Below are 26241 nucleotides of genomic sequence, written 5' to 3'. Positions count from 1 at the left end.
CGTCACATAATTGAAACCGTTTTCAATCTGAACTGAATCAGCACTTGCCCGTTGCGCATCATCAACGCATCGTCCATTGATTTCCCGGACAAAGAAGACATCGATGAAACTTCGTGAATTTGCAAAGCAGCTTGGGCTTTCTCCGACCACGGTAAGCCGCGCACTTAGCGGCTATCCGGAGGTGAGCGAAGCCACGCGCGCCCGGGTTGCGAGCGAAGCAATGCGGCTTGGCTATCGCCCCGATATCAATGCCGTGCGCCTGAAGACTGGAAGAGCCGGAGCGATCGGCGTCATGATGGGGCGTTCAGGAGAAATTCATTTTGCCGAATTCGTGTCGGGGATGGCGCAGCGCCTGGAAACGACCGATACGGATATTCTCATCACACCTATTACCGCGCATAATGACGACGACGAGATACAGGCCTACCGGCGCCTGGTCGAAAGCCGCCGGGTAGACGCCGTGATCATTCATTCGCCACGCCCCAGAGACCCGCGGATCGAAATGCTGAACAGCCTCGGCGTGCCTTTTCTGGTCCACGGCCGCTCGGAGACCGAGCACGTTCATGCCTGGCTCGATATCGACAATGAAAATGCCGTGCGCAGAGTGACCGAACACCTGCTCGATCTCGGGCACCGGCGCATCGGGATGATCAATGGCCTGCGTGGCAAGACCTATTCAATCCATCGCGAACAGGGTTTTCGGATAGCCCATCAGGAGCGTGGGCTCACCGCAGATCCCAGCCTGATGGTCTGCGATAAATTTTCCGACGAGAGCGGCTTTCGCCACGCCCGCTCTTTTCTGGAGAGCGCCAATGCCCCGACCGCCATCGTTGCCGGTTCCACCATGACAGCTCTTGGTGTCTACCGTGCCGTCCGTTCGCTTGGGATGACAGTGGGGCAGGATGTTTCCGTCATCGCCCATGACGACGTCTTCCCCTATCTGACGGCCGAGAATATGGTCCCGTCGCTTTCGACCACACGATCTTCCATGCGTGCCGCGGGCACGCGCTGCGCCGAGCTGACACTACAGCTCATCGCTGGCCGCCCCGCAGACGAGATCCACGAATTGTGGCCAGTCGAGCTGATCCTGCGGGAGAGTACCGCGCCGCCGCCCTGATGAGAGCAACCACTCGATGCACGACTGTGCTGCAGCCGAAGTCCATCAGCCGGCATCGCGCCGCACTCCACCATTTGCCCGCACCAGCGCCATCAGCATCGGGCCGATCGCAAATTCGCCTCTCTCGGTCCTGCGGGTGAGATCGCGGAGATAACCGCCGGGCGAATTGATGTGTCCGCCCCTTTCCAGAATGCAGGCGATCACCGTCGCGGCGTTTTCCGGCCCCATGCCGGCGCAGGCTTCCTCATAGGCCGAGGGGCTGACGCCGAGCATCGAGCGGACGACGACGGCAGCCGACATCAGGTCGCGCCAGTTGCCGATCGTTCCGCCCGGCCCATAGTCGAGAATTTGCGGGCAGGCCTGAAGAACCAGACCAAGCGGGAAGGATTTCAGCGTATGTCCCGCCGCTGGTTCAGCCGCGCCGGATTTCCTGCCGCTTATTGCGCCGGCCGATGCCGGATGTTTCAATCTTCGCTCGTCCTGCGGGCCGGCGACCGGGTCGTTATCGGTCGCCGGCTTCGCGCCCTGCTTCGTGTCGAAGCTTGGTTCAAGTTCAGAAGTGGAATTGGGGTTTGAATTCTGTTTGTGACGCTCAGTTTGAGACTCATTGGCGTCTAATTTTTGTAATTTTATATGTCTTTCCAGCAGGTTGACGGCTTCGTCGCGCAGCAGCCCCATCTCGTCGAGCAGTAACGCCAATTCCTCGGCCCCCGCGACGCGTGGAATCCTGCGTACGAGACCGCGAAACATCAGCGACATCTGCTCCCAGTCGCCAGGCACACCTTCCTCGATCGCTACTGCGATCAGCTTCGAGATATCCCGCCGGCACACGGTGAGGCGCTCCCTGGTCGCTCGGATGAGTTCTCGATCGGCAACCACCTCGGCGGCCAGGTTTTCGATTTCAACCGCGCGCGCCAGCAGTGGCGCGACGCTGAAGCCGAAGGCCTCACCGATCTCCCCTTCCCTGTCGCGACGCGCATAGCGCTTTCCGTTCGGGCTGTCCTTGCGCAGGATCAGGCCAGCCTCGACCAGCACGGCAAGATGCCGCCGCAGCGTCGCCGGCGTCATACCCCGGGCGCGAAGCGAAAGCTGCGCATTCGAGGGAAAGACGATCAGGCCCTTCTCCTCGGAAATCTCGTCATCGGGATAGAAGGTCAGCAGCGCATCGAGCACCGTCAGCGCCCGATCGGTCACACCAAGCGCCGGCCGCGCCTCGCAGATCGCCCTGAACAGTTTCCACTTGCTGCGTCTTATCCCCGGCTCGATGCTCTCGGCCAGTTGCTGGCTTGCCAGCATGCCAAGCGACATCGGCCGCCGCCCAAAGGGCGTCGTCACATATCCACTCTCCATTTGCCTTCACCTTCGTTCAGGCAAAAGAAAACAGTCCACCACTTTGGTGCCTAAGACGCTTGACTGTGATTCGTGGAAATGCGATTCTCGATGTGCTTAAGATCTGAGAAGGGCTTCCACGACGGCGTCGTTGGGGGCCTTTTTCTTTTGCGCGCTACGCTCCTCTGTGCTTTTTGAACTCCTGGAACAGGCCCTGTAGCCGTTCCTGGACAAATTGGTCGAAACCGGGCGCAGTCTTGCCGTCGAAGACAAAGGTTGCGCCGGATGCTGTTTTTTTAACGGTCACCGGCACGCCGCTGACCTCGGATTTGACGACTGCCGGCTTCGATGCCGCGGCCTTTTTCTTTGCCAGAACGAATGCCCGGTGAAACCGCTCGTCGCTCGTCATCTTCCGCGCGTCGTCCGCGGACAACTCCGCGATGATCTTCTCGACATCGGCATTTTCGAGCTGCTCGCCGAGTTCCAGCCATCGCCGCCGGCCAATATCAGGCGCAGCACCTATGGCGTTGATGAGCGCCAACGGCACCTGCCGTATTACGATCAGCATCCTCGACAGCGCCGCCTTGTCGACGCTCAGCGCCGCCATGATGACGTCGCGGGCAAAGCCGCGTTCTTCCAGCCGCGACGCGAAGAGCGCGCGCTCGATATAGGAGAGATTGGTGCGGGCGCTGTTTTCCTGGCCTTGGCTGACGACCAGCTGGCCGTCGGTCAGGTCACGGACGACCGCGCGGACTCTGATGCCGATCTCTCTCGTGGCCGCCAGGCGGCGATGGCCATAGGCAACCTGATAGCGGCCTTTGGCTTCCGGATGCGGACGCACGAGGATCGGGACCTGCTGCCCATGCTCGCGGATCTGTTCGACCAGCTCGGCGAGTTCGCCAGCATCGATCGCCAGGCGATCGCTGACGAAAGACGCGTCGATCACGCCGGGATCGAGCTCGACGATCATCTGGCCCGCGGCAAGCTGCCGCTCCAGCGCGCTGGCGCGCTCCATCTTCTCGGTGATGTTGCCGAGTGTCTTGGTAATGCCGCCGACCGGCCCGCCACTGCGCTCCTGCGGCACGAAGCCGGCAATCGGACGATTTTCGCGCGGCGCGACCGCTTCCGCCCTCGCCGGGCTCGGTGCGGAAAATTCGATCAGGTTCTTGCGCGCCATCCTATCTCCTTCCCCAGGTGGAGCGAATATGCGCTTCGATCTCACCGTTCACGAGGTTCAGCGACTCGAGCGCCCGATCATAGGTTCCGCGTGTGAATTGCGAGCGCTCGACTTCGTAGAGTGTCTGCTTGGTGACGCCGGCATCGGAAACGGCCGTCGATTTCACCATCGCGTTGTGGAGCATGCGATTGCCGAAGATCGCCCGCATGAAGCCGGTCATCTGGCTTTGCGGCCCGTCATTCGGTTCGAACCGCGTCACAAGATAGCGCATCCAGTCATAGCTGGTGCGCCCGCCGGCCTTCTCGACGACAGACATGAGTTCACTGGTCATCGTCAGGAACTGCGACATCGACATGACGTCGAGCATTTGCGGATGAACCGTGATCAGCACCGAGGTCGCGGCGCAGAGCGCCGACATTGTCAGGAAGCCGAGCTGCGGCGGGCAGTCGACGACGACGATGTCGTAAAGGCTCTCGATATCGGTCAGCACCTCGCCGATGCGGGCAAAGAACATCGTCTCGGCCCTGCCCGACGTCATGGCCTTCGGTGTCTCGTGCTCGAATTCCATCAATTCGAGATTGCCGGGAATGAGATGCAGGTTCGGCGTATAGGTGGCGCGCACGATGTCGGCGATCGGGCGCGGATCGTCATAGCGGATCGCGCCGTAGATCGTTTCGCCCTCACCGACGTCGAATTCCGGCTGATGGCCGAACAAAGCAGACAGGGACGCCTGCGGGTCGAGGTCAACGGCAAGGACGCGGTAGCCCCGGAGCGCCATGAATTGCGCGAAGTGGGCCGCGGTCGTGGTCTTGCCCGAGCCGCCCTTGAAATTCATCACGGAGACGATCTGGAGCTTTTCGCCCGGCCTGCGGGCCGGCACATATTTCGGCGTGCCGTTCCGCTCGTCGAGGACCCGGCGGATCCGGTCCATGTCGGTTGCGCTATAGAGCCGTCGACCGTTTGCCAGCGGATCCGGACCATGGCCATCAGCGGCCACCTGCCGGAGATAACCTTCGCCGATGCCGATGAAGGCCGCAGCCTCCGCCGGAGAAAATGTCCTGATCGTCTTTTGCGACAAAGGGGGAAAGATTTTCGCCTGATGCTGCTGAAGTTGATAGGACAACTCCTGCGCATCTGTTGCCAGAAGTGACGGGAGATGCTCTTGATCGTCTTGGAGAGCAAGCCTCGGCTGCATATTGGTTTTCCCAAATAACTGCGCAATTTTGAACGAAAGCGCCTCAGTTGCGCAGTTACTATATGCCGCGATTCGTGGCTGGATTACAAATGCTTAACCAAAACACGCATCAGAGCCAGTAAAACGGGCTCCGAAACGCGGAGGTTTGGCGGATTGGACGGCGGTGATTCGCACCGCTCGCGATGCCGACGGGCAAGGCCTTCATTCTCGTTATGCATTTGGAATCATTGCGTTTTTGCGGCACGCTCCCGCGGCACAGACAGGCTCAAGGTAACGGTAGCCGGTCATCCTTCAGGTTTTGTTGCCGTTGATCAGCACGACACATCAAAGCGTCGTGCGGTTTGAGAATGCTTGGGGCTTTCCGTCTTGCCGTTCGTACGGCAAACCGGCAATTTCACCGCGGCGATGGGCGATCGGTTTCGTCCAAATAGCGTCGGCCAACGCCACGCTTGCGGCGATATACCGGTGGTCATGGCACTATGTCCTTGATGAGCAGCCGACAATCCGCCTGGCTGCTTCTTAGTCCCGGTTAGCAACCACCGGCAAGCTTCCTTCGTTTGGAAGACGGGATTCAGTCTGCCGTGCGGCGGAGGCAAGGCGTCGCTTTGCGCGGATCGAATGCCATTGTTGGTCGATCAGGACCCCGATGAGAATCACGCCACCCATGACGGCGAAGTTCAGCGACGAGGGAATGCCGAGCAGGTTCACAAGGTTTTGCAACTCCTGCAACAGGACTGTGCCCAGCACGGCCCCGACGATCGATCCCTCACCGCCGCGGAGTGAAAAGCCGCCGAGCACGGCGGCGGCAATTGCGTAGAGCTCGTAGAACTGGCCATGGCTGGCCGGCGAGATCGAGCGCGTATACATGGCGAAATAGATCGCCGAAAGCGCCGTAAGCAGTCCGCAGATGACATAGGCCGTCATAATCAAACGGTCAGTCCGGATACCTGAATAGCGAGCAGCCTCTTCGTTCTTTCCAATCGCGTAAAGATAACGTCCGAAGACAGAGCGATGAAGCACCAGCCACATGGCTACGGCAATGACGACCATAGCAATGAAGGTGCTCGGAATGCCATAGAATCGCCCGGCGGTCAGAAGTTCAAGCTCCGGGAAATTCTGGCCGAAAGCAAATCCCGCCGTTCCGTCGGCCGTATAGAAGCGCGCTGCCCCGCGGTAGATCAGCAGGCCGCAAAGGGTGACGACGAAGGGCTGCAAGTTGAGCCGGGTGATGAGCCAACCGTGGACGGCGCCTATGACTGCGCCGAGCAGGAGAATGAGCGGTAACGCCAACGTCCAGGGCATATCTTGAACGGCAATGAAATCGACGAACAGTACGCCAAGAAGCGCTACGAGCGAGCCCACCGAAAGCTCGATACCGCCCGTAATAATGACAAAAGCTTGGCCCATCGACAGGATTCCGAACAGGCCGATCAGGTTGGCGGTGTTCGCAAGGTTGATCGGCAGCAAGAAGCGCGGGTTGATGATGGCGACGACGACGCCGACAACGATGATCAAAAGCAGCAGTCCAAGATCTTTCTTGATCATTCGAGACCCATCCCCGATACCCATAATGGCCGCAGCCGCTATTTTACGCTTTTGCCGACAGCAAGCAAAAGGACGCTTTCCTGACTGAATTCGTCCTCTTCGAGAATGCCGGCGATCTGGCCCTCGTGCATGACGGCGATGCGGTCGGAAACGCCAATCACCTCTTCCATGTCGCTGGAGATCATCAGGATCGCGACACCGGCATCCGCAAGCGCTCGCATCAGGCCGTAGATTTCATTCTTCGCGCCGATATCGATGCCGCGTGTCGGCTCATCGAAGATCATTACCCTCGGGCTCATCGACAACCATTTGGCCAGAACCACCTTCTGCTGGTTGCCACCGGATAGAGTGCCGGTTCGCGTCGAAACGGAGGGCGCTTTGATACCGAGACGAACACGCTGCTTTTCAGCGGCCTCGATCTCCCGTTCAGCGGAGACCATGAAGCGGCTAGAAATCCTGGGAAGATCGGCAAGGGTGATGTTCTGGGCGATCGGAAGATCAAGAAGAATGCCATTACGCTTGCGATCCTCCGGCACCAGAAAGATGCCGCGGGCGACAGCGTCCCGAGCAGAACCGATCGCAATTTGGCGTCCGTCCTGCAGAATGGCTCCGCCGTAACTCCGGTCGATGCCGAAGAGTACCCTTGCAAGCTCGGTGCGGCCAGATCCGACGAGGCCTGCAAGCCCCAGGATTTCTCCGTACCTGATTTCCAGGTCAACGGGGCGGCTGGGATAGGCCTCGGTGCGCACACCATTTACCTTCAATGCGACCGGGCCTGGCGAACGCTGCGGTTTTGCCGTCCTGGCCGCGAGCAACCGGCCGATCATCAGCTTGACCATCTGATCATGGCCAATGTCCTTCTTGGCGAGCGTACCGACGAGCGTGCCATCGCGCAATACGACTACCCGGTCCGCTACGCGCTCAACCTCGTGGAGACGGTGCGAGATGAAGATCACACTGATACCATCCGCTTTCAGCGATTTGATGATGTTCAGGAGCCGCTCGGTTTCAGCCAGGGGCAGGCTGGAGGTGGGTTCGTCGAAGATGACAAGCCTGGCCTTGATCGACAGTGCCTTGGCGATTTCCACCATCTGCTGTTCGGCGAGGGAGAGCGCCGCAACGGGTGTATCGGCGGAAAAATGTGCCCCTACACGCTTCAAGAGCGGGGTCACCATCTCGCGAAGCCGAGCGCGATCGACAAACTTGAAAGGTCCCGCTTTCAACGGCTCACGGCCCAGGAAGATATTGGCGGCGACGTCGAGATTGTCAAAAAGGTTGAGTTCTTGATGCACAAAAGCGATGCCGGATGCGATGCTCGTCTCCACAGTAAGGTGGCGAAGCTCTGCGCCATCGAGCAGGATCGTGCCCCGATCCGGAGCGATCACGCCGCCAAGAATATTCATCAGCGTCGATTTTCCGGCCCCGTTCTCGCCGACCAAGCCGATGACCTCTCCCGGCACGATGTCGAGCGACAACCCGTCAAGCGCTACGACGCCTGGAAAAGTCTTGCCAACGCCGGAAAGCGAAAGGAACGGCGTCGCAGGCGCGTTCGGTGACGGGATGTCTGAGCTATGATTCATTGCCTGTCCATGACTGCGGGTGCTGCGGCATGAAACGTCTTTCGCGGCGGGGAGTACCCCCGCCGCGAGAGAGAATTACTTTCCAGCCATGGCCTTCAGGTTAGCGGCATATTTATCGACGTCATCCTTGCCGATGATCACTGTCGGAATGATGATCAAGCCGTTGCTGGGAATACCGGACTTGTCTCCCTTGAGGTAGGCGGCCATCAGCTTCATCCCCTGATAAGCCCATTCGAATGGCTGCTGCACGACGGTTGCCGCGACCGTGCCTTCTTTGACGCCGCCGAGCGTGATCGGATCGTCGTCAAAGCCGACGACAGTGATCTGACCAAGCTTTCCGGCGTCGCGCAGCGCCTCATAGATGCGTGGCGTGTTATAAGAGTAAAAGCCGACCATGCAGGTCACGTCCGGGCTGGCCACCAGCGCATCCTCGACATTCTTTTTTGCGCGTGTCTGGTCGATATCGTCGCCGCGCACATCCGTCAGCTCGATCTTCGTGCCCTTAAGTCCGTCCTTCATGCCCTGAATGCGTTCCTTGGCGTTATCGGCGCCGAGGAGCCCGACAAAACCGATGCACTTGCCGCCATCCGGCATTGCCTTCTTCGCGATTTCGGCCGCCTGCAAACCGGCGTCGATATTGGATGAGCCGATATAAGCGACGCGGTTGGTCTGCGGCGCGTCGCTGTCGGTCGTGAAGAGAGCTGTTTGTGAGCCGATCTTGTTCAAGCCCTCGGTCTGAGTCTTGGGATCGACTGCGGAAACCATGATCCCCTTGACGCCAGCACTGACCAGGTCTTCCATCAGGCGCTGCTGGATGGCTACCGATGCCTGCTCAGGGTACTTAAGCTCCAGTTGGTAATCTGGCAATTCGGCCTGAGCCTTCTTCACGCCCGCTTCCGCAGCTTTCCAGAAGTCAGACGCTCCGTTGACGACGAAAGCAAGAGTCGGTTTGTCGGCGGCATTGGATACTGCAATCGGCGCCGCGCTCAGCATCAGCCCGGCAAGGAACAAGGCTGCATTCCGTTTCAGCTGTTTCATAATATACCTCCCGAGGGGCCGCAGTCGCATGGGCCCGTTTGCGATTTACGGCCGGCCGAATGCGCGCCCCCTCCCAGGGCCGCCGCAAAAGCGACGAGTGGCATAGGTTCCGATCGCCCTCTGACGGTATACAAGAATCTTAATTAGTAAATAGTATTATCAATGCACATCAAAACATTTCATCGCGGAATAGTGAGAATGAAGTTCCAAAGTGAGCATTGCCAAGCATTGCAGGTGCTCGCGCGATTGCCAGCACTTTCGGATAAGTGCTAATATTAATTACCTAAAACGTAACTTCTTCCAAGATCCGGAGATCTTTCCCCCGAATGCGAAAGCCTAAGACCCAAAAGAATCCTGAAATGGATAAGCCTGCCCGCGTGACCATGATGGACATTGCCGCGGCGGCCGGCTGCTCACAGGCTGCTGTTTCCTTCGTACTCAATGACACGCCCGGCACCCGCATCTCACAGCAGACTCGCGACCGCGTATTGGAGGCGGCGCGCGCCCTCGGCTACATGGGGACAAGCTATACCATGAAGGCCTCTTATTCGGGCCTGGACAACGTGATCGGTTTCGCCGTGGATCAGCTCGCTACCAGCCCGGAAGCGATCGTCGCGATCGAGGGCGCCCGCCAAGCGTCGTGGAATACGGGAAACGTGCTGCTGGTTACCCAAACGCTCGGTGATCCCGTCATGGAGCCAAAAGCAATCAGGGCCCTGACGAACGGGGGCATATCCGCACTCATATATATGACAATCTATACCAGAGAGATCCAGCTCCCCTCTTATGTCTGTGAACTCAACATCCCGACGGTATTGTTGAACTGCTACACGGCGGATCATGCCTTTCCAGCCGTAGTGCCAAGTGAAATCGCCGGAGGCCAGAGCTCCACCCGGCATCTGATCACGCACGGCCACCATCGCATAGGGACGATCACCGGTGAAATCTGGATGCAGGCTGCACAAGACCGGCTGACGGGATACCGCCGTGCACTAGCGACCGCCGATATACCCTTCGATCCAGAATTGGTCGTTGAAGGCGACTGGTCGGCCGGTGCCGGCTACGCCGCTACGATGCAATTGCTTGCTTTGCAGGAACCCCCGACCGCGATCTTCTGCCAAAACGACCGCACTGCAGTGGGATGCTACGAAGCGCTCAAAGATGCCGGACTTCGCATTCCCCAGGACATGTCGGTGGTCGGTTACGACGACGAAGAAATTTCGAGACATCTGGTACCGGCGTTGACCACTTCGGTCCTTCCGCACCTCGCCATGGGTCAGTGGGCGATTGAACATCTCAACCTGCAGACCATGCCCGGCAAGCGCTATCCAATTACGAAGCTCGAATGCTCGCTGGTCAATCGTCATTCCGTCGCTGCGCCGAGGGCCAAGGCGCGGCATATCTTCGATGGGGCGCATGGGCCGCGATAGACTGGAGGTCGAGCCGGCGGGCACTGCACGGATGGAGCATGATCTCTCGTCTGGGTCTGCATCATTCTCTAGTTATTCAATAGGCTTCATCCTTTGGTGCGAAGACCAAACCGGCCGACAGTGTTGGAGCCGCCGCAAAAGCTTGAGCCGCCGCTGCACGAGATTTGATGAAATCTGCCATAACGCAGGTCTTCGCCTCACGAACTGGGCGCTATCAATTTCAACGAGGGGAAATAGCTGCGATAGCGGCCGCCATCTCGCGTCAGGAGCGGCAGCTGCTGCACGGCGGCATGAGCGCCTATGAAGAAATCGGGAAGCACGCCGGTGCGCGTACCGCCTGCTTTGCGATATTGCGTGAAAACCTTGCCGGCGAGAAACAAAGCGGATCTCGGCATCGGCGTCATCTCGAGGGCAGCCTGTTCAACAAAGGCTTCCAGCGCCTCGATCCTGTCGTATCGAACCGCAAGTTCGGCATAGACTACATCGTTAATGAGCAGGGGGCCCTCGATACTCGCGGCTTCCAGCTGCGCAATAGACCAGTCCGACCATTCCGGGTCGTCGGTTACGAGGTCTAGGAGCACATTGGTATCAACAAGGGTCACGTTTCGCCGCGCGTTAAAGCCATGATAGCGTCGGTATCGAGGCCCTTGCCGGCATGGCCGCGCAGTTTCTCAAAGCGGCTCGCCGGCCGCTTCTTGTCGGCGCGCGTCAGAACCACACTGCCGTCGGCAGCACGATGAAAATCGACCTGGCTGCCAGGAACGATGCCGAGCATGTCCCGTACAGGCTTCGGAATGGTCACCTGCCCTTTCGCAGTAACGGTGGTGGTCATAGCGAACGCCTTTGTAATACTCTCCAAGAAGAAGGTATTACTTCATTCGGCAGAATTCAAGATGGCCGCTAAGCCGCCATCGATCGGTAGAGCCACTCGGAGAGCTTCTGGGTCGCCACGCGCGCGCCGACATGAGGCAGCAACACGTCACCTGTCAGTTCGACCCCGAAATACGAGGTGGAGGGATCGGTTATCACCTGCCGCTGGTCTTCGTTGGCGGCGAGATAGATGCGGGCGACGTCGTCGATGGCGAATTGTTCGGGGCCGCAGATCTCGATGATGTTGCCCAAGGGATGTCCTGTTGCCAGTTCCGCCAGGAATGCCGCGACTTCACGAGCTGCGATCGGCCTCACGGAGGCCGGAGGCAAGCGAACGACGTTGCCTTCGGCACCGATGTCGATCACGCCGTTGATGAATTCGTAGAACTGGGTCGAGCGGAGGATCGTGTAGGGGCGAGTTGAAGCTCGAATGAGATTTTCCTGCACCGCCTTCGCGCGGAAATAATCGCTTTCGACCAGGCGCGGCGTGCCAACGACGGAAAGCGCGAGATAGTGCCGGACGCGGGATTCCGCCGCGGCTGCGAGCAGGTTCTTCGTCGATGCCTTGAAGAAATCGAGCGCCGAACTGTCGCCGAAGGAGGCGGCATTGGTCACATCGACAACGACGTCGGCACATGTCATTGCCGCTTCCAGGCCCTTGCCAGTCACCGTATCGACGCCGAGCGACGGAGATGCCGCCGTGACGTCGTGGCCCGAACGCCGTAGATCCGCCGTCAGTTGCGTTCCGATGAGGCCGTTTGCTCCCGCTACCATGATTTTCATCTCGGCATCCTCTGTTGCATCGTCTGTATGCTTGCGCCGACGGAGATTGACCGCAGCGCCGGACGGCTTCCATCATGCTTGAGGTCGGACGTTCGAGACGCAAGGCATAGCGGAGCCAGCCCAAAGTCCAGAATGCTCCATCGCTTACATTCCCGCGCAATGCATGGGTTTCCATGAGTTGCGGTTGTGGTGCGCCAGGATTACGGTTCCAATATGAGCGCGCCGGCCCCGAAGTGGAAAACAACTGCTGTAGGAAACACTGACGATCCCCAGGCTTTGCCTGTCCGGCCGGAGCGGTTGATGGAGAGGGTCTGGTTGCACCGCCCGCCATTCCCGCGTCTGGGGCTTTTCTTCCTCGCCTATGTGCTCGCCTGCGGCTTCGCCCAATCTCTGGCGATCGTGCCTGGAACCGGCATTTCCATCTGGCCGGCGAGCGGGCTTTTCATCGCGACGCTTATTCTCAGTTCCGGATACAGCTGGCCCTCGTGGGTGCTGGGCGGCTGCCTGGCGGAGATGTTCAGCAATGTCCTGTGGTTTCACAGTCCACCGCTTGCCGCCTTCCTGATCTATGTCGGCAACGCTCTGGAAGCGGTGGCCGGCGCCTGGCTCGTGAACCGCACTCTGCAGCGGCCTGTGCGGCTGGAAAGCCTGCAGGAGGTGCTGACTTTTGTAGCGCTCGGCGCCGGGATTGCTCCGATCGTCAGCGCCACCATCGGAAGCGCAACGCTCGCGTGGTTTAGCATCCTCTCGCAATCCTTCCTGACGGCATGGCCTCTCTGGTGGATCGGCGATGCGACCGGCGTTCTCATCGTGGCGCCGCTGGCGCTCGTCGTGCTCCACAGCTGGCGGGGCAGACCGCAGCTGTCGACCACGCAATGGATGGAGGCTTGCGTTCTCGGCCTCATCTTCCTCGCCGTCGCCGCGCTTTCCCTGAGCGGCTACCTTCCGTTCGCCTATATCATCATGCCGCCTCTTTTGTGGGCGGCAGTCCGCTTCGAGTTCAAGGGCGCGGCAATATCGCTCGTGCTGCTGGCACTGATTACGGCGGTCTTCACGATAACCGGCGCCGGTCAATTCGCGGGCGATCCGGAGTCCCAGAAACACAAGCAGATCATGCTGCAGCTTTTTCTGGCCATCTCGGCGCTTTCGGCGCTCATCGTCGCGGCCATATCCCGCCAGCATCAACTGGCGTCGCTTTCGTTGCGACAAAGCGTTGACGCATTGCGCGAACGGGAGCGCGAGCTATCGCAACTGGTGGACATGGTTCCGAGCCATGTCTGGCGTCTGACGCCCGCGGGCGAGCCGACCTTCTTCAACAAGCGCATGGTTGATTTCCTCGGCCTTGACGTGGCCGATGCCGACAAGCCGGATATGAGCCGCCTGGAAGCAGTCCTTCAAGCCATCATTCATCCCGATGACACCGCGGCGTTCAGAGAGTCGCTCAGCCATTGCCTCGTCGCGGGCGACAATTTCGCCATGCGGTATCGGCTGCGCCGCGCCGACGGCGTCTATCGCTGGATGTCGAGTCGCGCCGAGCCGATGCGCGATCAGGCGGGAAGCATCGTTCAGTGGTACGGGCTTTGTCACGATATCGACGATCAAGTCCATGCCGAAGAGACGCTGCGCCGGAGCGAACAGCAGTTGCAGCAGATGATCGACGCCGTTCCTGTCCGCATCTGGAGCGTGGAGCCGGCGGGCGGATCAATCTACTTCAACAAACGCTATCAGGATCACTTCCGCGCCGTCATCGCCGATTTCGACGCCGACGGCGAACCCCGCATCGACGAGTTGCTGCAGCAACTGATCCATCCTGATGAGGCGCCCGACGTTCAGCGCACGCTGCGCAAATGCTTCGAAAGCGGCAGCGGCACCGCGATGCGGTTTCGCTGGCTTGAAAAGGACGGCGTCTATCGCTGGGCGGAATGCAGGGTGGAGCCGCGGCGGGACGACGACGGCAAGGTCGTGCAATGGTACGGCGTTTCCCTCGATGTCGACGAAGAAGTGCGTGCGCTCGAGGCACTACGTGACCGCGAGCGCGAACTGTCACAGCTCGTCGACATGGTTCCGGTTCACATTGCCCGCATGGCGCCGAATGGCGAGCCAACCTTCTTCAGCAGGCGCACCCTGCAATCCATCGGGATGGATGATGTCGCAGCCTGGGACAAACCCGATCTCAGCCGTTTGGCGGTGCTCATCGGAGCAACCGTGCATCCCGACGATGGACCTCGCATGCGCGAGGTGCTCGGTCGTGCGCTCGCGACCGGCGAGCCCTATACGATAAAGTATCGCCGGCGCCACGCCGACGGTGCGTATCGGTGGATGGAGGGGCGCGCAGAGCCGTTGCGGGATCAAAATGGAACGATCGTGCAATGGTATGCCGCTGCGGTCGATATCGATGACGAGGTGCGAGCGCAACAGGCACTGCGCGAGCGGGAACGGGAGCTGTCGCAGCTCGTCGACATCGTGCCGAGCCTTCTCTGGCGCTTGAATGCGGATGGCGAGCCGACTTTCTTCAATAAGCGGCTGATCAATTTTCTCGGCCCGGACATTGCAAACCCAGAAAAGCCCGGCACGAACCGGCTGTCCGCCATAATAGAAGCCGCCATCCATCCCGACGATGCGGAGAGCCTTTCCGAGGCGCTGAAGCATTCCTTCGCCACCGGCGAGCGTTTCTCGAAGCAATATCGCCTGCGGCGCGCTGACGGCGTCTATCGCTGGGTCAGAGGCAGCGCCGAGCCGCTCAGGGACGAGAGCGGGCAGATTATTCAGTGGTATGGCCTGACGCATGACATCGACGATCAATTGCGCATCGAGCAAGAGTTGCGCGAGAGAGAGCGTTCGCTTTGGCAGATCGTTGAAACGCTGCCAGCAATGATCGATTGCGCGGCGCCGGATGGGGAGCCGGTCTATCGCAATCCACAGCTGCGCGACTTCCTCGGATACAGGCTCGAAGCGCTTGATGGAACGGGAAAAAGCCGGCTGGACGGCACGCTCGATGCCGGCGTTCATCCCGACGACGTGGCAGGGGTCAAGGAGAACTACGCCCATTCATTGCGCACCGGTGAGCCCTATGCGCGCAGGCATCGCCTGCGGCGGTTCGACGGCGAATACCGCTGGGTCGAGACGCGCGCTGCGCCGATGCGCAATGCCGAAGGCGCCATCGTCCAATGGAATGTCATCTGCCTCGATATCGACGGCGAGGTTCGGGCGGAGGAAGATCTGCGTCAGGCGCGAGAGGGTCTCGCGCGAGCGAGCCAGGTCGCGAGCCTTGCCGAGCTTTCGGCCTCCATCGCCCACGAGGTGAACCAGCCGCTCGCTGCCGTCGTCGCAAACTCACACGCCTGCCAACGCTGGCTCATGGCCGAACCGCCGAACATGGAGCGTGCCCAAAGGACAATCGAGCGCATCATTCGGGACGCCAACTCGGCCGCGGATGTCGTCAGCCGCATCCGCGCCCTGTTCAAACAATCCGCAGACAGGAGGGTTCATACGACGATGCCAGACATCGTCAACGAAGGGCGCAACCTCATGGCTGACGAGATGGCGCGCCGTCACGCCCGCATGGTTTTGCAGATCGACGGCAACCTCCCGCCGATCTCCGTCGATCGCACCCAGATCCAACAGGTTCTGATCAATCTCATCCGCAATGGCATGGAGGCAATGGAGGCCATTGCCGGCGACAGGGTGATCGAGGTGCGCGTGCGTCACATCGGCAATGCCGTACAGACGGAAATCAGCGATCGTGGCCAGGGGATTGAGTTTCCCGAAAAAATGTTCGAGCCGTTCTTCACGACGAAGGAAGACGGCATGGGCATGGGCCTGGCGATCTGCCGCTCGATTGTCGAACTGCATGGCGGACGGTTGTGGGCGGAGCAGAACAATCCGCGCGGAGCAACGTTGATCTTCACATTGCCCATTGAAACACAGGTGGCGTCATGACGGCGGACGACCATATTGTCTTCATCGTCGATGACGATGAACGCATTCGCGAGGCGCTCGGCGAGCTGCTGGACTCGCATGGCATACGCGCCATCGCCTTCGAGTCGGCCTGCAACTATGTGAAAGCGGACAAGCCGGATGTCCCCGCCTGCCTCATCCTCGATATCGAACTGCCCGATATCAACGGCCTCGACCTGCAGAGGCAGATAGCCGACGGCGATCATCCGCCGATCGTTTTCATCACCGGACATGGCGATATCCCCTCCTCCGTGCGCGCCATCAAGCGCGGCGCGGTGGATTTCCTGACGAAGCCGTTCAGCGACGAGCACCTGATGACGGCAATCCAGGCGGCGATCGCCCAGGATCGGGAAAAGAGGACCGAGCGTGCCGAACTCGGCATGCTGAGGCAACACTATCTCGACCTGACACCGCGTGAACGCGAGGTGTTGCCGCTCGTCGTCAGCGGCCTTCTCAACAAGCAGGCGGCGGCAGAACTGGGGATCAGCGAAGTCACGCTGCAGATCCACAGAAGAAACGTGATGCAGAAGATGGCGGCGGCATCGCTCGCCGACCTCGTGCGCATCGCGGAGAAACTGGAAATACCGATAACCCACTCGCGCCGGGTGGGAGGGAATTGAACATGAACAAGACAAGACATGTCGTGGCAATTGTCGATGACGATCCAAGACTCCTTGAATCGATGAGCGACCTTCTGGAATCGGCGGGCTATGTCGCCCGCGGCTTCTCGTCGGCAGGCTCGCTGCTCGTCAACGGACTGTCGGACCTCGATCTGCTCATCACCGATATCGGAATGCCCGGCATCGACGGCTTCGAACTCCGCGATCTCGTCAGGAAGTCACGCCCGGAGCTGCCGGTTTTCCTGATTACGGGTCGCCACGAGATCGCAGATCAGGGCCGCGCTCAAGGCGCCGGCGGATTCTTCCGCAAGCCATTCGATGCCCAGGCCCTGATCGCGGCCATCGCCAATGCCTTACACAAATCGAGAGATGGAGGGTGACATGAGGGTTGACCAGCCGTTCGTTCGTAGATCGGCGCCTTTGTCAGCGCAGCGTGAACGTGAAGAGGATCAGCCGCTCGTCATGATCGTGGACGACGACGCATCCATTCGCGAGGCGCTGTCGGAGCTGATCCTGTCGGCCGGTTTTCAGCCGGTCAGCTTTGCTTCGACGCGCGAACTGCTCGACGCGGATATATTGAACAGACCCGGCTGCCTGATCCTCGATGTGCGCATGCCGGGGGCAAGCGGTCTCCATCTGCAGAGCCATCTGGCCGAGAACGGCATTGCCAAGCCGATCATCTTCCTGACCGGCCATGGAGATATCCCGATGACCGTCCAGGCGATGAAAGCCGGCGCCGTGGATTTCCTCACTAAGCCGGCGCGGGATCAGACGCTGCTTGATGCCGTAACCGCCGCCATTTCAATGGACAGCGAACGACGAGCGGAAGCGGCGATCGCCAATCGCAATATCGAACGGCTGGAGACGCTGACGCAGCGCGAGCGGGAGGTTCTGCACGAAGTCGCACGCGGGCGCCTCAACAAGCAGATCGCCTTCGATCTCGGCATCAGCGAAGTGACGGTCAAGCTGCATCGCAGCAACGTCATGCACAAGATGGAGGCCGCCTCGATCGGCGAACTGATCCGGGCCTGGGAAACATTGCCGGCGCAGATGCGTCAGGCGGGGGCACGTTAGCTTTAATCAAGGTGCCAAGAACGCCGGCTGTCCATTTGATGCACGCCGTATCCGATTCACGCCAAAAAAGACGATGCGGCGCCGGCAATGGGTTTCGGCCCCGCACGCTTGCGTTATCTCTAAATTAAAGTTCGGGGATATGACACCGCACCCGGCTTTGGTTCCCCAAAGGAGATCTCGCCTTGAACAATCAATCGTCAGTCGCGCCTTCCCCTAAAACCAATGCCTTCGACACCGAAGCAACCTTCCTGTCGGCTATCGGGAATTCCAAACGGCTTCACATTCTGCATCTGTTGAGCGAAGGAGAAATGTCCGTAACAGTCCTGGCTGACGAAGTGGGATTGAGCCAATCTTCGACGTCTCAGCATCTGGCAATTCTTCGAGACCAGGAACTCGTGCAAACACGAAGAGCTGCGCAGACGATCTACTATTCACTTCAATCTGACGGGGTCAGGGCAATGCTCGATACGCTCGCGGACATCTTCGGATCTCATCGCCGTACGGCGGCAGAACGTTCCCGAGCCGTCGGCACCTGACGCCAATGGCGGAACGCTGATCTTGCCGCTCATGATTGGTCTCCAATTCTGCTGACATGCCCTTCGACCGCATCGATCGCTGATGTACGTTTGATGTACGCCTCCTAGACCACGGTGTGATTACGCCTCCATTGCGAATGGAGATAATGAACCACATCGGGAACGGAACGAACGGCCCGGCGCATGGAGGCGATCATGGACGTATATGAGGCAGTCACAAGCCGACGGTCGGTGCGCGGATTTAAAGACCAGCCTGTGGCGATGGAAATACTTGAGCGGGTGCTGGCTGCCGCGGCATGGTCCCCGTCAGGATCGAACATCCAGCCGTGGAATACCTACGTGATGACCGGCGCGCCGCTGGCCGAACTCAAGACATCAGCCGTCGAGCGCGTGGCGCATGGCGACGCCTGGGACAAGCGGCAGTATGAGATGTACCCCTCCGTGCTGAAGCCACCCTACGGCGAGCGCCGCTCCGCCTTCGGCAAGGAACGCTACAGCGCGCTCGGCATTGCGCGCGAGGATTGGGAGGCGCGCCAGCGGGCAGCAATCGCCAACTGGAACTGCTTCGGCGCGCCAGCCGCCCTGTTTTGCTACATCGACCGCGACCTTGGCCTACCCCAATGGGCCGACGTCGGCATGTATCTGCAGACCGTCATGTTGCTGCTTCGCGCCGAAGGACTGCACAGTTGCCCACAGATGGCATGGTCGCAGGTTCGCGAGACGGTCGCCGAGGTACTGTCGCCGCCCGATGGGCTGATCCTCTTCTGCGGCATGTCGATCGGCTACGAAGACCCTACGGTAAGTTACGCCCGCACGGGCCGCGCCCCGCTGGCCGAGACGGTCACGTTTATCGGCGAATAGTTGCTTGACCCAAAGGACAGAGACCCCATCGAGAATTCCGCGTATGATATGTCCTTTATCATGCGGGATACTGGAGAACGCCATGACCACGCATAAAGTAGGTTATCTTATCGGCAGCCTCGCCAAGGGTTCGATCAACCGCAAGCTCGCCAAGGCGTTGGTGCGCGTCGCCCCGCGGGAACTTGAAATGTCAGAGATATCCTTCAAGGACCTGCCACTCTACAGTTACGATTACGACGCCGATTACCCTCCGGCCGGCAGGGCATTCAAGGCGGCAATCGCGGCCGTCGACGCCGTGCTGTTCGTGACGCCCGAATACAATCGATCCATCCCCGGCGGGCTGAAAAACGCAATCGACTGGGCGAGCCGTCCCTACGGCACCAACTCGTTTACACGCAAGCCGTCGGCGGTGATCGGCACATCGCCGGGCGCGATTGGCACAGCCGTGGCCCAGCAGAATTTGCGCAGCGTGCTCAGTTTCTGCAACTCTCCGCAGATGAATGCTCCGGAAGCCTACATCCAATTCACTCCAGGGCTGATCACCGATGACGGCGAGGTCACGAACGAGAGCACCGCCGATTTCCTGCGAACGTTCATGCAGGACTTCCACGTCTTCATCGCGAGGGTTCGCTCAGTGCTGCCGAAAGACGCCTAGAGGCGCATGGAACTGGATCGCGATGTTCATGCAATGCCGGCAAACGTCGCCCCGCGGAAGCTGGCCGCGTCAATCCGGCGGCCAGCTCTCATTTAGCGTGTCACGCCCTCAAGCGAAGGCATAGGAGCCGTCCGGCCGCTTCGGCACGCGCCGCTGCCAATGGATATAGCCTTCCTCCTCCATCGCTTTTTCATCCATCTCGACGCCCCAGCCGGGCCGGTCGGGGCGCAGTTCGAGATAACCATCCTTCGGCAGATAAGGATCGACGACGTAGCGGGTTTCTCCCTGCCGCTTCTCGATGTCGAGGCCGCCATAGACATAGGCTTGGCCTTTTGGCAGCCGGTATTCGAGAATGCGGAAATTCTGGGCCGCGGCCGAAAAATGCACATTGACCGCCGTCGCCAGGGGGCCCATCGGATTGTGCGGAGCGACGCCGACAAAATAGGCTTCGGCAAGCGTGGCGATGCGGCGCATTTCGCTGATGCCGCCGACGACGCAGATGTCGGGCTGGATCAAGTCGGCACCCTTGACCTGCAGCAGCCGCAGAAATTCGTTCCTGTTATAGAGCGACTCGCCGGTGGCCAGGACGCAGTTGAGCCCCTGTTTCAGGTCGCCCCAGGCCTCGATGTTCTCGGGACGCAACGGCTCTTCGTAGAACAGCGGATCATAAGGCGCCAGCGCATTGCCGAGTTGCCTTGCGGCGATCGGTTCGAAAATCTTGGCATGAGCATCGAAGGCGATCTCGTATTCGTCATTCACCGTCTCGCGAAGAGAGCGGAAATAGTCGGCCGAGGCTTTTACCACATTACCCCAGCGGTGGGCATGCATGTCGATACGCCAGGGGCTGAGTTTGAATGCAGTGAATCCCCATTCCTCTTTCAGGCGATCGAACTCGTCGCGTGCGGCCGGCGCGTCTGGCGCGGTATAGACCCCGGCATAGACCTTGATGCGGTCGCGTACCTCGCCACCTAATAGTTTGTAGACCGGGACATTCGCGGCCTTGGCCGCCAAATCCCACAGGCAATGGTCGAGCGCGGAAATCGCGGCAAGGCCAAGTGCGCCAGGCGGGAAGCGGCTCTGCTGGATTAGCAGGTTGACGAGATAATCGACGCGTGTCGGGTCTTGGCCGGAGAGAAAGGCGTAGAGATAGTCGAGCAGCGGCGGCAGCGCCTTGTCGGGGCCGTGATTGTAGCATTCGCCCCAGCCCGTCAGACCGTCGTCGGTATCGAGTGCGACGATCACGCGGGGCCGGTCCTTGTCGCGGGTCATGAACACCCGCATGCGGTCGATCTTCATCATTCTGTCCTTCTAGCGATTGAAATAACTGCGGCGCGCCACGCGCGTCTGCACGTAGAGATGCTCGTTGTAGGTTCCGGGATTGTAGGAGCCGGCGGCCTCCGGCACGGGAACGGAGACATTGCCGCCGCTCGGAAACCGGGCGACGAATTCCTCGTCGATATCGCAGCCGAGTCCCGGGGCGTCGGGAACCGCGATCAGCCCGTCGACCTGCTCGGGATGCGGCACGATCGTCTGGCGACGGCCGTCCCAGTCGTCGTCGAGCCGCTCGAGGATCAGCGCGTTCGGGATGGCCGCAAGCAGATGCAGGGCCGCATATTCCGCCACCGGTCCGAGCGAGCCCGAATGCGGTGCCATCTGGATGTGGTGGGCTTCGGCCATGGCCGCGATCTTCTTCATCTGGGTGATGCCGCCGGCCCGGCCGGTATCGGGCTGAATGACATCGACCAGCTCTCTTTCGATGAGCTCGCGCTCCCCGAAGATCGTCGCCGAGCGTTCGCCGGCGGCAAGCGGCACATGGGCGGCATCGCGAATGCGCTTGTAGCCTTCGAGATTGTCGGGCGCGATCGGATCTTCCACCCACATGAGTTCATAGGGTTCGAGCGCCCGCACCAGACGGCAGGCATCCGCAGGGGTCAGCCATGGCGGCCCGTGCAGGTCGATAGCGATGTCCATATCGTCGCCGACCGCCTCGCGCAGTGCTGCGACCTTGCGGACGGGATCGGCCACGCCGCCGCACTTGATCGCCTTGATGCCGCGCTGTTTGCCGGCGAGCGCACGTTCGGGCGTATTGGCATGCGAATAGATGGGGATCTTGTCGCGCACCTTGCCGCCGAGCAGCATCCAGACCGGCACGCCGAGCGCCTTGCCCTTGATGTCCCAGAGAGCCATGTCGATGCCGGTCATCGCGCCGCCTCCGACCGTACCGAGCATGCCGTGCCCCATCATCGCGATATACAACTTCTGCCATAGGCGTTCGATATGGGCGGGATCTTCGCCGATCAGGAGCGGCGCCAGATCATGAATCGCCGTCTCAATAACGCGCGGCCAGCCGGAGCATTCGCCGATGCCGGTGACGCCCTCGTCGGTGTCGATCTTCAAAAACAGCCAGTTCCTCGTGCCCCGTAGCTGCTCGGATGCACCGTCTCCCGAACGCTCATCGGAGGCCCATTTCGACGGTTCGGGCTGACCTGCGTGCATGAGAAACGTTCTGACGCCGGTGATCTTCATCGCTGGGAGCTCCCGTTCTTCAGACTGTCGGGAGCAACATAGCGGAAGCGCCGCGAACGATCGCGGTCGCGTGGGTCAGGGCGCGGAATGGCTGATATGAGCGCCTGCGTATAGGCGTGCTCGGGGGTGCGGCAGACCTTCTCCGCCTCGCCGATTTCGACGAGCTGGCCCTTATACATGACGCCGACGCGGTCGCACATGTAGCGGATGACGCCGATGTCATGGCTGATGAAGATGTAGGCGAGCCCGAGTTCGTCCTGCAGGCGCATCAGGAGATCGAGCACCTGCGAGCGCACGGAGACGTCGAGCGCCGAGGTCGCCTCATCGGCGACGATGACGCGCGGATTGAGGGTGATGGCGCGGGCAATGCCGATACGCTGGCGCTGGCCGCCGGAGAAGGCGTGCGGATAACGTTCGCGCGCCCTGGGATCAAGGCCGACCTGCTCCATAAGGTGGCAAACGCGCTCGTCCAGCGCCCTCCCCTTGGCCATGCCGTTGACCAACAACGGCTCGCCGATGATCTGGGAGACGGTCATGCGCGGATTGAGGGAGCCGAAGGGGTCCTGGAACACCATGCGCAATTCGCGGCGCGCGGCGGCAAGCGTCTGACCTTTTGCCGCTGCCAGGTCGATGATGCCGCCATCGGCCCGGCGATAGAGGATTTCGCCGGCGGTTGGATCGAGCAGCCGCATGATCGAGCGGCCCATCGTCGTCTTGCCGGATCCGCTTTCGCCGACAATGCCGAGTGTCTCGCCGGGCAGAAGCGAAATAGAGACGTCGTTCAGCGCTTTCACTTCGCCAAAATCCATCGACACGTTGCGCAGTTCGAGGATCGGCGCTTTCGTCCTGTCCAGCGGCGGGCGCGCCAGGCGAATCTCAGCCTTCTGCTCCAGCTTCAGCACCGAACCAATCAACATGCGGGTATAGTCGTCTTTCGGTGCGTGAAAAATTTGCTCGACCGGCGCATATTCCTTGGCGACGCCATTGTGCATCACAAGCACATCGTCGGCGATCTGCGCCACGACGCCCATATCATGCGTGATGAAGAGAACGGCCATGCCGTTGGCCTTCTGCAGCCGGGCGATCAGGTCTAGGATTTCGGCCTGCGTCGTCACGTCGAGGGCCGTGGTGGGCTCGTCTGCGATCAGCAACTGCGGCTTGCAGGCGAGCGCCATGGCGATCATCGCCCGCTGACGCATGCCACCGGAATATTGGAATGCGTATCGATCCAGCGCCTTTTCAGGCGCGGGAATTTCCACCTGCTTGAGCAGCGATATGGCTTCCGCCCGCGCTTCCGCCTTGCTCATCCTGGTGTGAAGGCGAAGCGCCTCGATAATCTGGTTGCCGACAGTATGGATGGGCGACAACGACGACATCGGCTCCTGGAAGATCATCGCGATATCGCGGCCGCGGATCGCCCGAATCCGGCGCCCGCGCGGATTGAGGCTAGTCAAATCGATCGAGCCGCCCTTGGGGTGGTTCAGTGTGATCGAACCGCCGGCAATACGGCCGGGCGCATCGACGATCTGCAGGATCGAGCGCGCCGTCACCGACTTTCCGGATCCGCTTTCACCGACCACGCAGAGCGTCTTGCCCGGCTCTATTGTAAAGGACAGGTCGTTGACGGCGCGAAAGACGCCGGTGCGCAGCGGGAATTCGACGGTGAGGTTCTTCACCTCGAGCAGCGGCCTGCCGGCAATGGGAACGATGTCGGTCATGCCGTCCTCATTTGTTGTAGGGATCGGCCGCATCGCGCAGGCCGTCGCCGAGGAGATTGAGCGCCATGACGGCGACCACGACCGCGCAGCCCGGCAGGAAGAGCCAGGGCGCCGTGGCGATCGAGCGAATGTTCTGGGCCTCGCGTAAAAGCACGCCCCAGGAGATTGTCGGCGGCTGCAGCCCGAGGCCCAGGAAGGAAAGAGAGGTTTCGGCCAGGATCATCGCCGGCACCGCGAGCGTGATCGAAGCGATGATATGGCTGGCAAAGCTCGGCAGCATGTGGCGAAAGATGATGCGGCCTTCGCGAACGCCATCCAGTCTGGCGGCGGCGACGAATTCCTCGGTGCGCAGGGACAGGAAGCGGCCGCGAACGACGCGGGCAAGCTGGGCCCAGCCGGTCAGCGACAGGATGATCGTGATCATCATATATTGCAGCGTCGCCGGCCAATCCTGCGGCAGCGCCGCAGCCATGGCGAGCCAGATCGGTATCGTCGGCAGCGACAGCACGAAATCTATCACACGCTGCATGAAGAAATCGATGCGGCCACCGTAATATCCGGAGATGCCGCCGATCACGATGCCGAGCATCAACGACAGGAAGACGCCGACGAGGCCGATCGACAGCGACACCTGCGAACCCTGCACCGTCCGGCTGAAGACATCGCGCCCAAGCCGGTCGGCACCGAAGAGAAGCAGCGGCGTCGTCTTGTCGGGCGAGGCGATCAGATGGATGTTGGTGTTGAACAGACCGAACACGGAATATTCATAGCCGCGCCCGAAGAACTGCATGTCGATTCGCTTGGCCGTTTCTTCCTTGAAGATGGCGGCGAGAGTTTCCGGATCGCGGGTCAGCTTCATCGGATAATAATGCAGGCCGAAGGAAAACCCGTTCTCGGTATCGATCAGATGCACTTTCTGCGGCGGGTGAAAGGTCGCCCGCGCATTTTGCAGGTTGGGATCGTTGATGGCGAAGAAGCCGGGAACCAGGGCAACGATGTACATCATCACGGTGACGACGAGCGCCACCATGGCTAGCCGATGCCGGCGGAAAGCCCACCAGATCAGCTGCCACTGGGATGCGACGGCGGCGCGGTCCGGCTGAATATTTGTGACGGCGATGTCGGCCATATCGGGCTCCTATTCCAACCGGATGCGGGGATCGACCAGCGCAAGCAGGATGTCGCTGATCAGAGAGCCTATCAGCGTCAGCGCGCAGATCAGCAGAACGAAGGCGCCCGCCAGATACATGTCCTGGGCCATCAGCGCCTGTAGCAGCAAGGGCGCCGCGGTCGGCAGATTGAGGACGATGGCGACGACAACCGAGCCGGAGATGAGATTGGGCAGCAACCAGGCGATCGTCGAGATGAACGGGTTGAGGGCGATCATCAAAGGATATTTCATCAGCAGCCGGAACTCCGAGAGTCCCTTTGCCCGCGCCGTCGTCACGTAGGGCTTCGGCAGTTCGTCAAGCATATTGGCGCGCATCACGCGGATGAGGCTCGCCGTCGAGGACACGGCAAGAATGATGACGGGAAGCCAGAGATGCGAAAAGAGATCGCCCATCTTGGCAAAGCTCCAGGGCGCGTTCTCATATTGCGGCGAAAACAATCCCCCGACGTCCTGGCCGAATTCGACCGCCGCAATATACATCAGCACCAGCGCCAGCAGGAAGGACGGAACGGCCAGGCCGAAGAAGGTGAAGGCGGTGAAGAAGTAGTCGCCGATCGAATATTTGCGGACGGCGGAAAAGACGCCGATCGGCAGCGCGATTGCCCAGGTGGCGATCAATGTCGAAAGAGCGAGAACCAGGGTCAGCGCCATACGCTCCCAGATCAGATCGGACACCGGCTGCTGCCATTCGAAGGAAATGCCGAAGTCGCCGCGCGAGAGGATGCCCCATATCCATTTGAAATATTGGATGAGCATCGGGTCATCGAGGCCGAAGCGTTCGCGCAATTGTGCCGCGGTGTTCTGATCGACGATTTCGTTGGAAGCCGCCAGCGTCGCAATATAGGTCGTGACATAGTCGCCCGGCGGCAGCTGGATCAGCACGAAAGCGAGGAAGCTGACGGCAAAGAGCGATGGAATCATCCACAGCAAACGTTTGGCGATAAAGACCAGCATGGGCGCCTCTTGCATTGAGTACCGCCCTCCGGGCCTTACCAGCTCTCATCGCCGGCAAGGCATCTCGGAAGGCGAACCGAAGAAAGCGCCGTACCGTCGGTACGG

23 protein-coding genes are annotated in these 26241 nt (G+C 60.4%); 9 read left to right on the top strand and 14 right to left on the bottom strand.

Features of this window, described 5'->3' with window-relative positions:
• Window positions 1–103 precede the first annotated feature (103 nt).
• The gene (locus tag ACQ7C1_RS04175; RefSeq protein ID WP_430957435.1) at window positions 104–1117 is read left to right on the top strand and encodes a substrate-binding domain-containing protein; all 1014 of its coding nucleotides are present in this window, start codon (window positions 104–106) and stop codon (window positions 1115–1117) included.
• A gap of 45 nt (window positions 1118–1162) precedes the next feature.
• Here ACQ7C1_RS04175 and repC read toward each other — a convergent pair whose 3' ends face one another.
• The 6 genes from repC to ACQ7C1_RS04145 form a co-directional block, all read right to left on the bottom strand.
• Window positions 1163–2467: a plasmid replication protein RepC gene (gene repC / locus ACQ7C1_RS04170; protein ID WP_430957434.1), complete on the bottom strand. Its 1305-nt coding sequence runs from the start codon at window positions 2465–2467 to the stop codon at window positions 1163–1165.
• 154 nt (window positions 2468–2621) lie between these two features.
• The gene (gene repB, locus ACQ7C1_RS04165) at window positions 2622–3623 is read right to left on the bottom strand and encodes a plasmid partitioning protein RepB (RefSeq protein ID WP_430957433.1); all 1002 of its coding nucleotides are present in this window, start codon (window positions 3621–3623) and stop codon (window positions 2622–2624) included.
• A 1-nt stretch (window position 3624) separates the two neighbouring features.
• Window positions 3625–4818, bottom strand: coding sequence for a plasmid partitioning protein RepA (gene repA / locus ACQ7C1_RS04160; protein ID WP_097600607.1), 1194 nt, complete (start codon window positions 4816–4818; stop codon window positions 3625–3627).
• 519 nt (window positions 4819–5337) lie between these two features.
• Window positions 5338–6363, bottom strand: a complete 1026-nt coding sequence (locus tag ACQ7C1_RS04155) for an ABC transporter permease (RefSeq protein WP_430957432.1) — start codon at window positions 6361–6363, stop codon at window positions 5338–5340.
• Between the two features lie 38 nt (window positions 6364–6401).
• A complete protein-coding gene (locus tag ACQ7C1_RS04150; RefSeq protein ID WP_430957431.1) occupies window positions 6402–7943 on the bottom strand; it encodes a sugar ABC transporter ATP-binding protein in 1542 nt (513 codons plus the stop codon).
• Between the two features lie 75 nt (window positions 7944–8018).
• On the bottom strand, window positions 8019–8981 hold the full coding sequence (locus tag ACQ7C1_RS04145) for a sugar-binding protein (protein WP_097600605.1): 963 nt from the start codon (window positions 8979–8981) through the stop codon (window positions 8019–8021).
• A 326-nt stretch (window positions 8982–9307) separates the two neighbouring features.
• On the opposite strand from ACQ7C1_RS04145, the gene ACQ7C1_RS04140 reads away from it, so the two are divergent.
• Window positions 9308–10411, top strand: coding sequence for a LacI family DNA-binding transcriptional regulator (locus ACQ7C1_RS04140; RefSeq protein WP_285194453.1), 1104 nt, complete (start codon window positions 9308–9310; stop codon window positions 10409–10411).
• A gap of 197 nt (window positions 10412–10608) precedes the next feature.
• Here ACQ7C1_RS04140 and ACQ7C1_RS04135 read toward each other — a convergent pair whose 3' ends face one another.
• The 3 genes from ACQ7C1_RS04135 to ACQ7C1_RS04125 all read right to left on the bottom strand — a co-directional run bounded on the left by ACQ7C1_RS04135 (window position 10609) and on the right by ACQ7C1_RS04125 (window position 12064).
• The gene (locus ACQ7C1_RS04135; protein ID WP_430957430.1) at window positions 10609–11013 is read right to left on the bottom strand and encodes a type II toxin-antitoxin system VapC family toxin; all 405 of its coding nucleotides are present in this window, start codon (window positions 11011–11013) and stop codon (window positions 10609–10611) included.
• Entirely contained in the window at window positions 11010–11243 is a 234-nt protein-coding gene (locus ACQ7C1_RS04130; protein WP_064693019.1) for an AbrB/MazE/SpoVT family DNA-binding domain-containing protein, read from the bottom strand. Before ACQ7C1_RS04130 ends, ACQ7C1_RS04135 begins: the two co-directional genes overlap by 4 nt.
• A gap of 68 nt (window positions 11244–11311) precedes the next feature.
• The gene (locus tag ACQ7C1_RS04125; RefSeq protein WP_430957429.1) at window positions 11312–12064 is read right to left on the bottom strand and encodes an SDR family oxidoreductase; all 753 of its coding nucleotides are present in this window, start codon (window positions 12062–12064) and stop codon (window positions 11312–11314) included.
• Window positions 12065–12364: 300 nt separating this feature from the next.
• On the opposite strand from ACQ7C1_RS04125, the gene ACQ7C1_RS04120 reads away from it, so the two are divergent.
• From ACQ7C1_RS04120 to ACQ7C1_RS04090, 7 genes are all read left to right on the top strand, one after another.
• Window positions 12365–16003 (top strand): PAS domain-containing protein, encoded by a 3639-nt coding sequence (locus ACQ7C1_RS04120; protein WP_430957428.1) that lies wholly within the window; start codon window positions 12365–12367, stop codon window positions 16001–16003.
• Window positions 16000–16641, top strand: a complete 642-nt coding sequence (locus ACQ7C1_RS04115; RefSeq protein ID WP_430957427.1) for a response regulator transcription factor — start codon at window positions 16000–16002, stop codon at window positions 16639–16641. Before ACQ7C1_RS04120 ends, ACQ7C1_RS04115 begins: the two co-directional genes overlap by 4 nt.
• 2 nt (window positions 16642–16643) lie before the next feature.
• Window positions 16644–17021 (top strand): response regulator, encoded by a 378-nt coding sequence (locus ACQ7C1_RS04110; RefSeq protein ID WP_064812570.1) that lies wholly within the window; start codon window positions 16644–16646, stop codon window positions 17019–17021.
• Window position 17022: 1 nt separating this feature from the next.
• Window positions 17023–17715 carry a response regulator transcription factor gene (locus ACQ7C1_RS04105; protein ID WP_430957426.1) on the top strand — a complete coding sequence of 231 codons (693 nt, stop codon included), beginning with the start codon at window positions 17023–17025 and terminating at the stop codon, window positions 17713–17715.
• A 182-nt stretch (window positions 17716–17897) separates the two neighbouring features.
• Window positions 17898–18251 carry an ArsR/SmtB family transcription factor gene (locus tag ACQ7C1_RS04100; RefSeq protein ID WP_430957425.1) on the top strand — a complete coding sequence of 118 codons (354 nt, stop codon included), beginning with the start codon at window positions 17898–17900 and terminating at the stop codon, window positions 18249–18251.
• A gap of 195 nt (window positions 18252–18446) precedes the next feature.
• A complete protein-coding gene (locus tag ACQ7C1_RS04095; RefSeq protein WP_430957424.1) occupies window positions 18447–19112 on the top strand; it encodes a nitroreductase in 666 nt (221 codons plus the stop codon).
• Between the two features lie 82 nt (window positions 19113–19194).
• Entirely contained in the window at window positions 19195–19767 is a 573-nt protein-coding gene (locus ACQ7C1_RS04090) for an NADPH-dependent FMN reductase (protein WP_430957423.1), read from the top strand.
• Window positions 19768–19875: 108 nt separating this feature from the next.
• On the opposite strand, the gene ACQ7C1_RS04085 is transcribed toward ACQ7C1_RS04090, so the two are convergent.
• The 5 genes from ACQ7C1_RS04085 to ACQ7C1_RS04065 are packed head-to-tail and all read right to left on the bottom strand — an operon-like array spanning window position 19876 to window position 26136.
• Window positions 19876–21063: a galactarate dehydratase gene (locus ACQ7C1_RS04085; protein ID WP_430957603.1), complete on the bottom strand. Its 1188-nt coding sequence runs from the start codon at window positions 21061–21063 to the stop codon at window positions 19876–19878.
• A gap of 12 nt (window positions 21064–21075) precedes the next feature.
• Window positions 21076–22293 carry a mandelate racemase/muconate lactonizing enzyme family protein gene (locus ACQ7C1_RS04080; RefSeq protein ID WP_430957422.1) on the bottom strand — a complete coding sequence of 406 codons (1218 nt, stop codon included), beginning with the start codon at window positions 22291–22293 and terminating at the stop codon, window positions 21076–21078.
• The gene (locus ACQ7C1_RS04075; RefSeq protein ID WP_430957421.1) at window positions 22290–24011 is read right to left on the bottom strand and encodes an ABC transporter ATP-binding protein; all 1722 of its coding nucleotides are present in this window, start codon (window positions 24009–24011) and stop codon (window positions 22290–22292) included. Before ACQ7C1_RS04075 ends, ACQ7C1_RS04080 begins: the two co-directional genes overlap by 4 nt.
• Window positions 24012–24018: 7 nt before the next feature.
• A complete protein-coding gene (locus tag ACQ7C1_RS04070; RefSeq protein ID WP_430957420.1) occupies window positions 24019–25140 on the bottom strand; it encodes an ABC transporter permease in 1122 nt (373 codons plus the stop codon).
• A 9-nt stretch (window positions 25141–25149) separates the two neighbouring features.
• Window positions 25150–26136: an ABC transporter permease gene (locus ACQ7C1_RS04065; protein ID WP_285194484.1), complete on the bottom strand. Its 987-nt coding sequence runs from the start codon at window positions 26134–26136 to the stop codon at window positions 25150–25152.
• Between the last annotated feature and the right edge of the window lie 105 nt (window positions 26137–26241).

It is taken from the genome of Rhizobium sp. Nf11,1, assembly GCF_050587665.1.
In the GTDB taxonomy this organism is placed as follows: Bacteria; Pseudomonadota; Alphaproteobacteria; order Rhizobiales; family Rhizobiaceae; genus Rhizobium.
The sequence above is the reverse complement of the archived record's forward strand: the minus strand, read 5'-3'. Positions and strand labels throughout refer to the sequence as shown.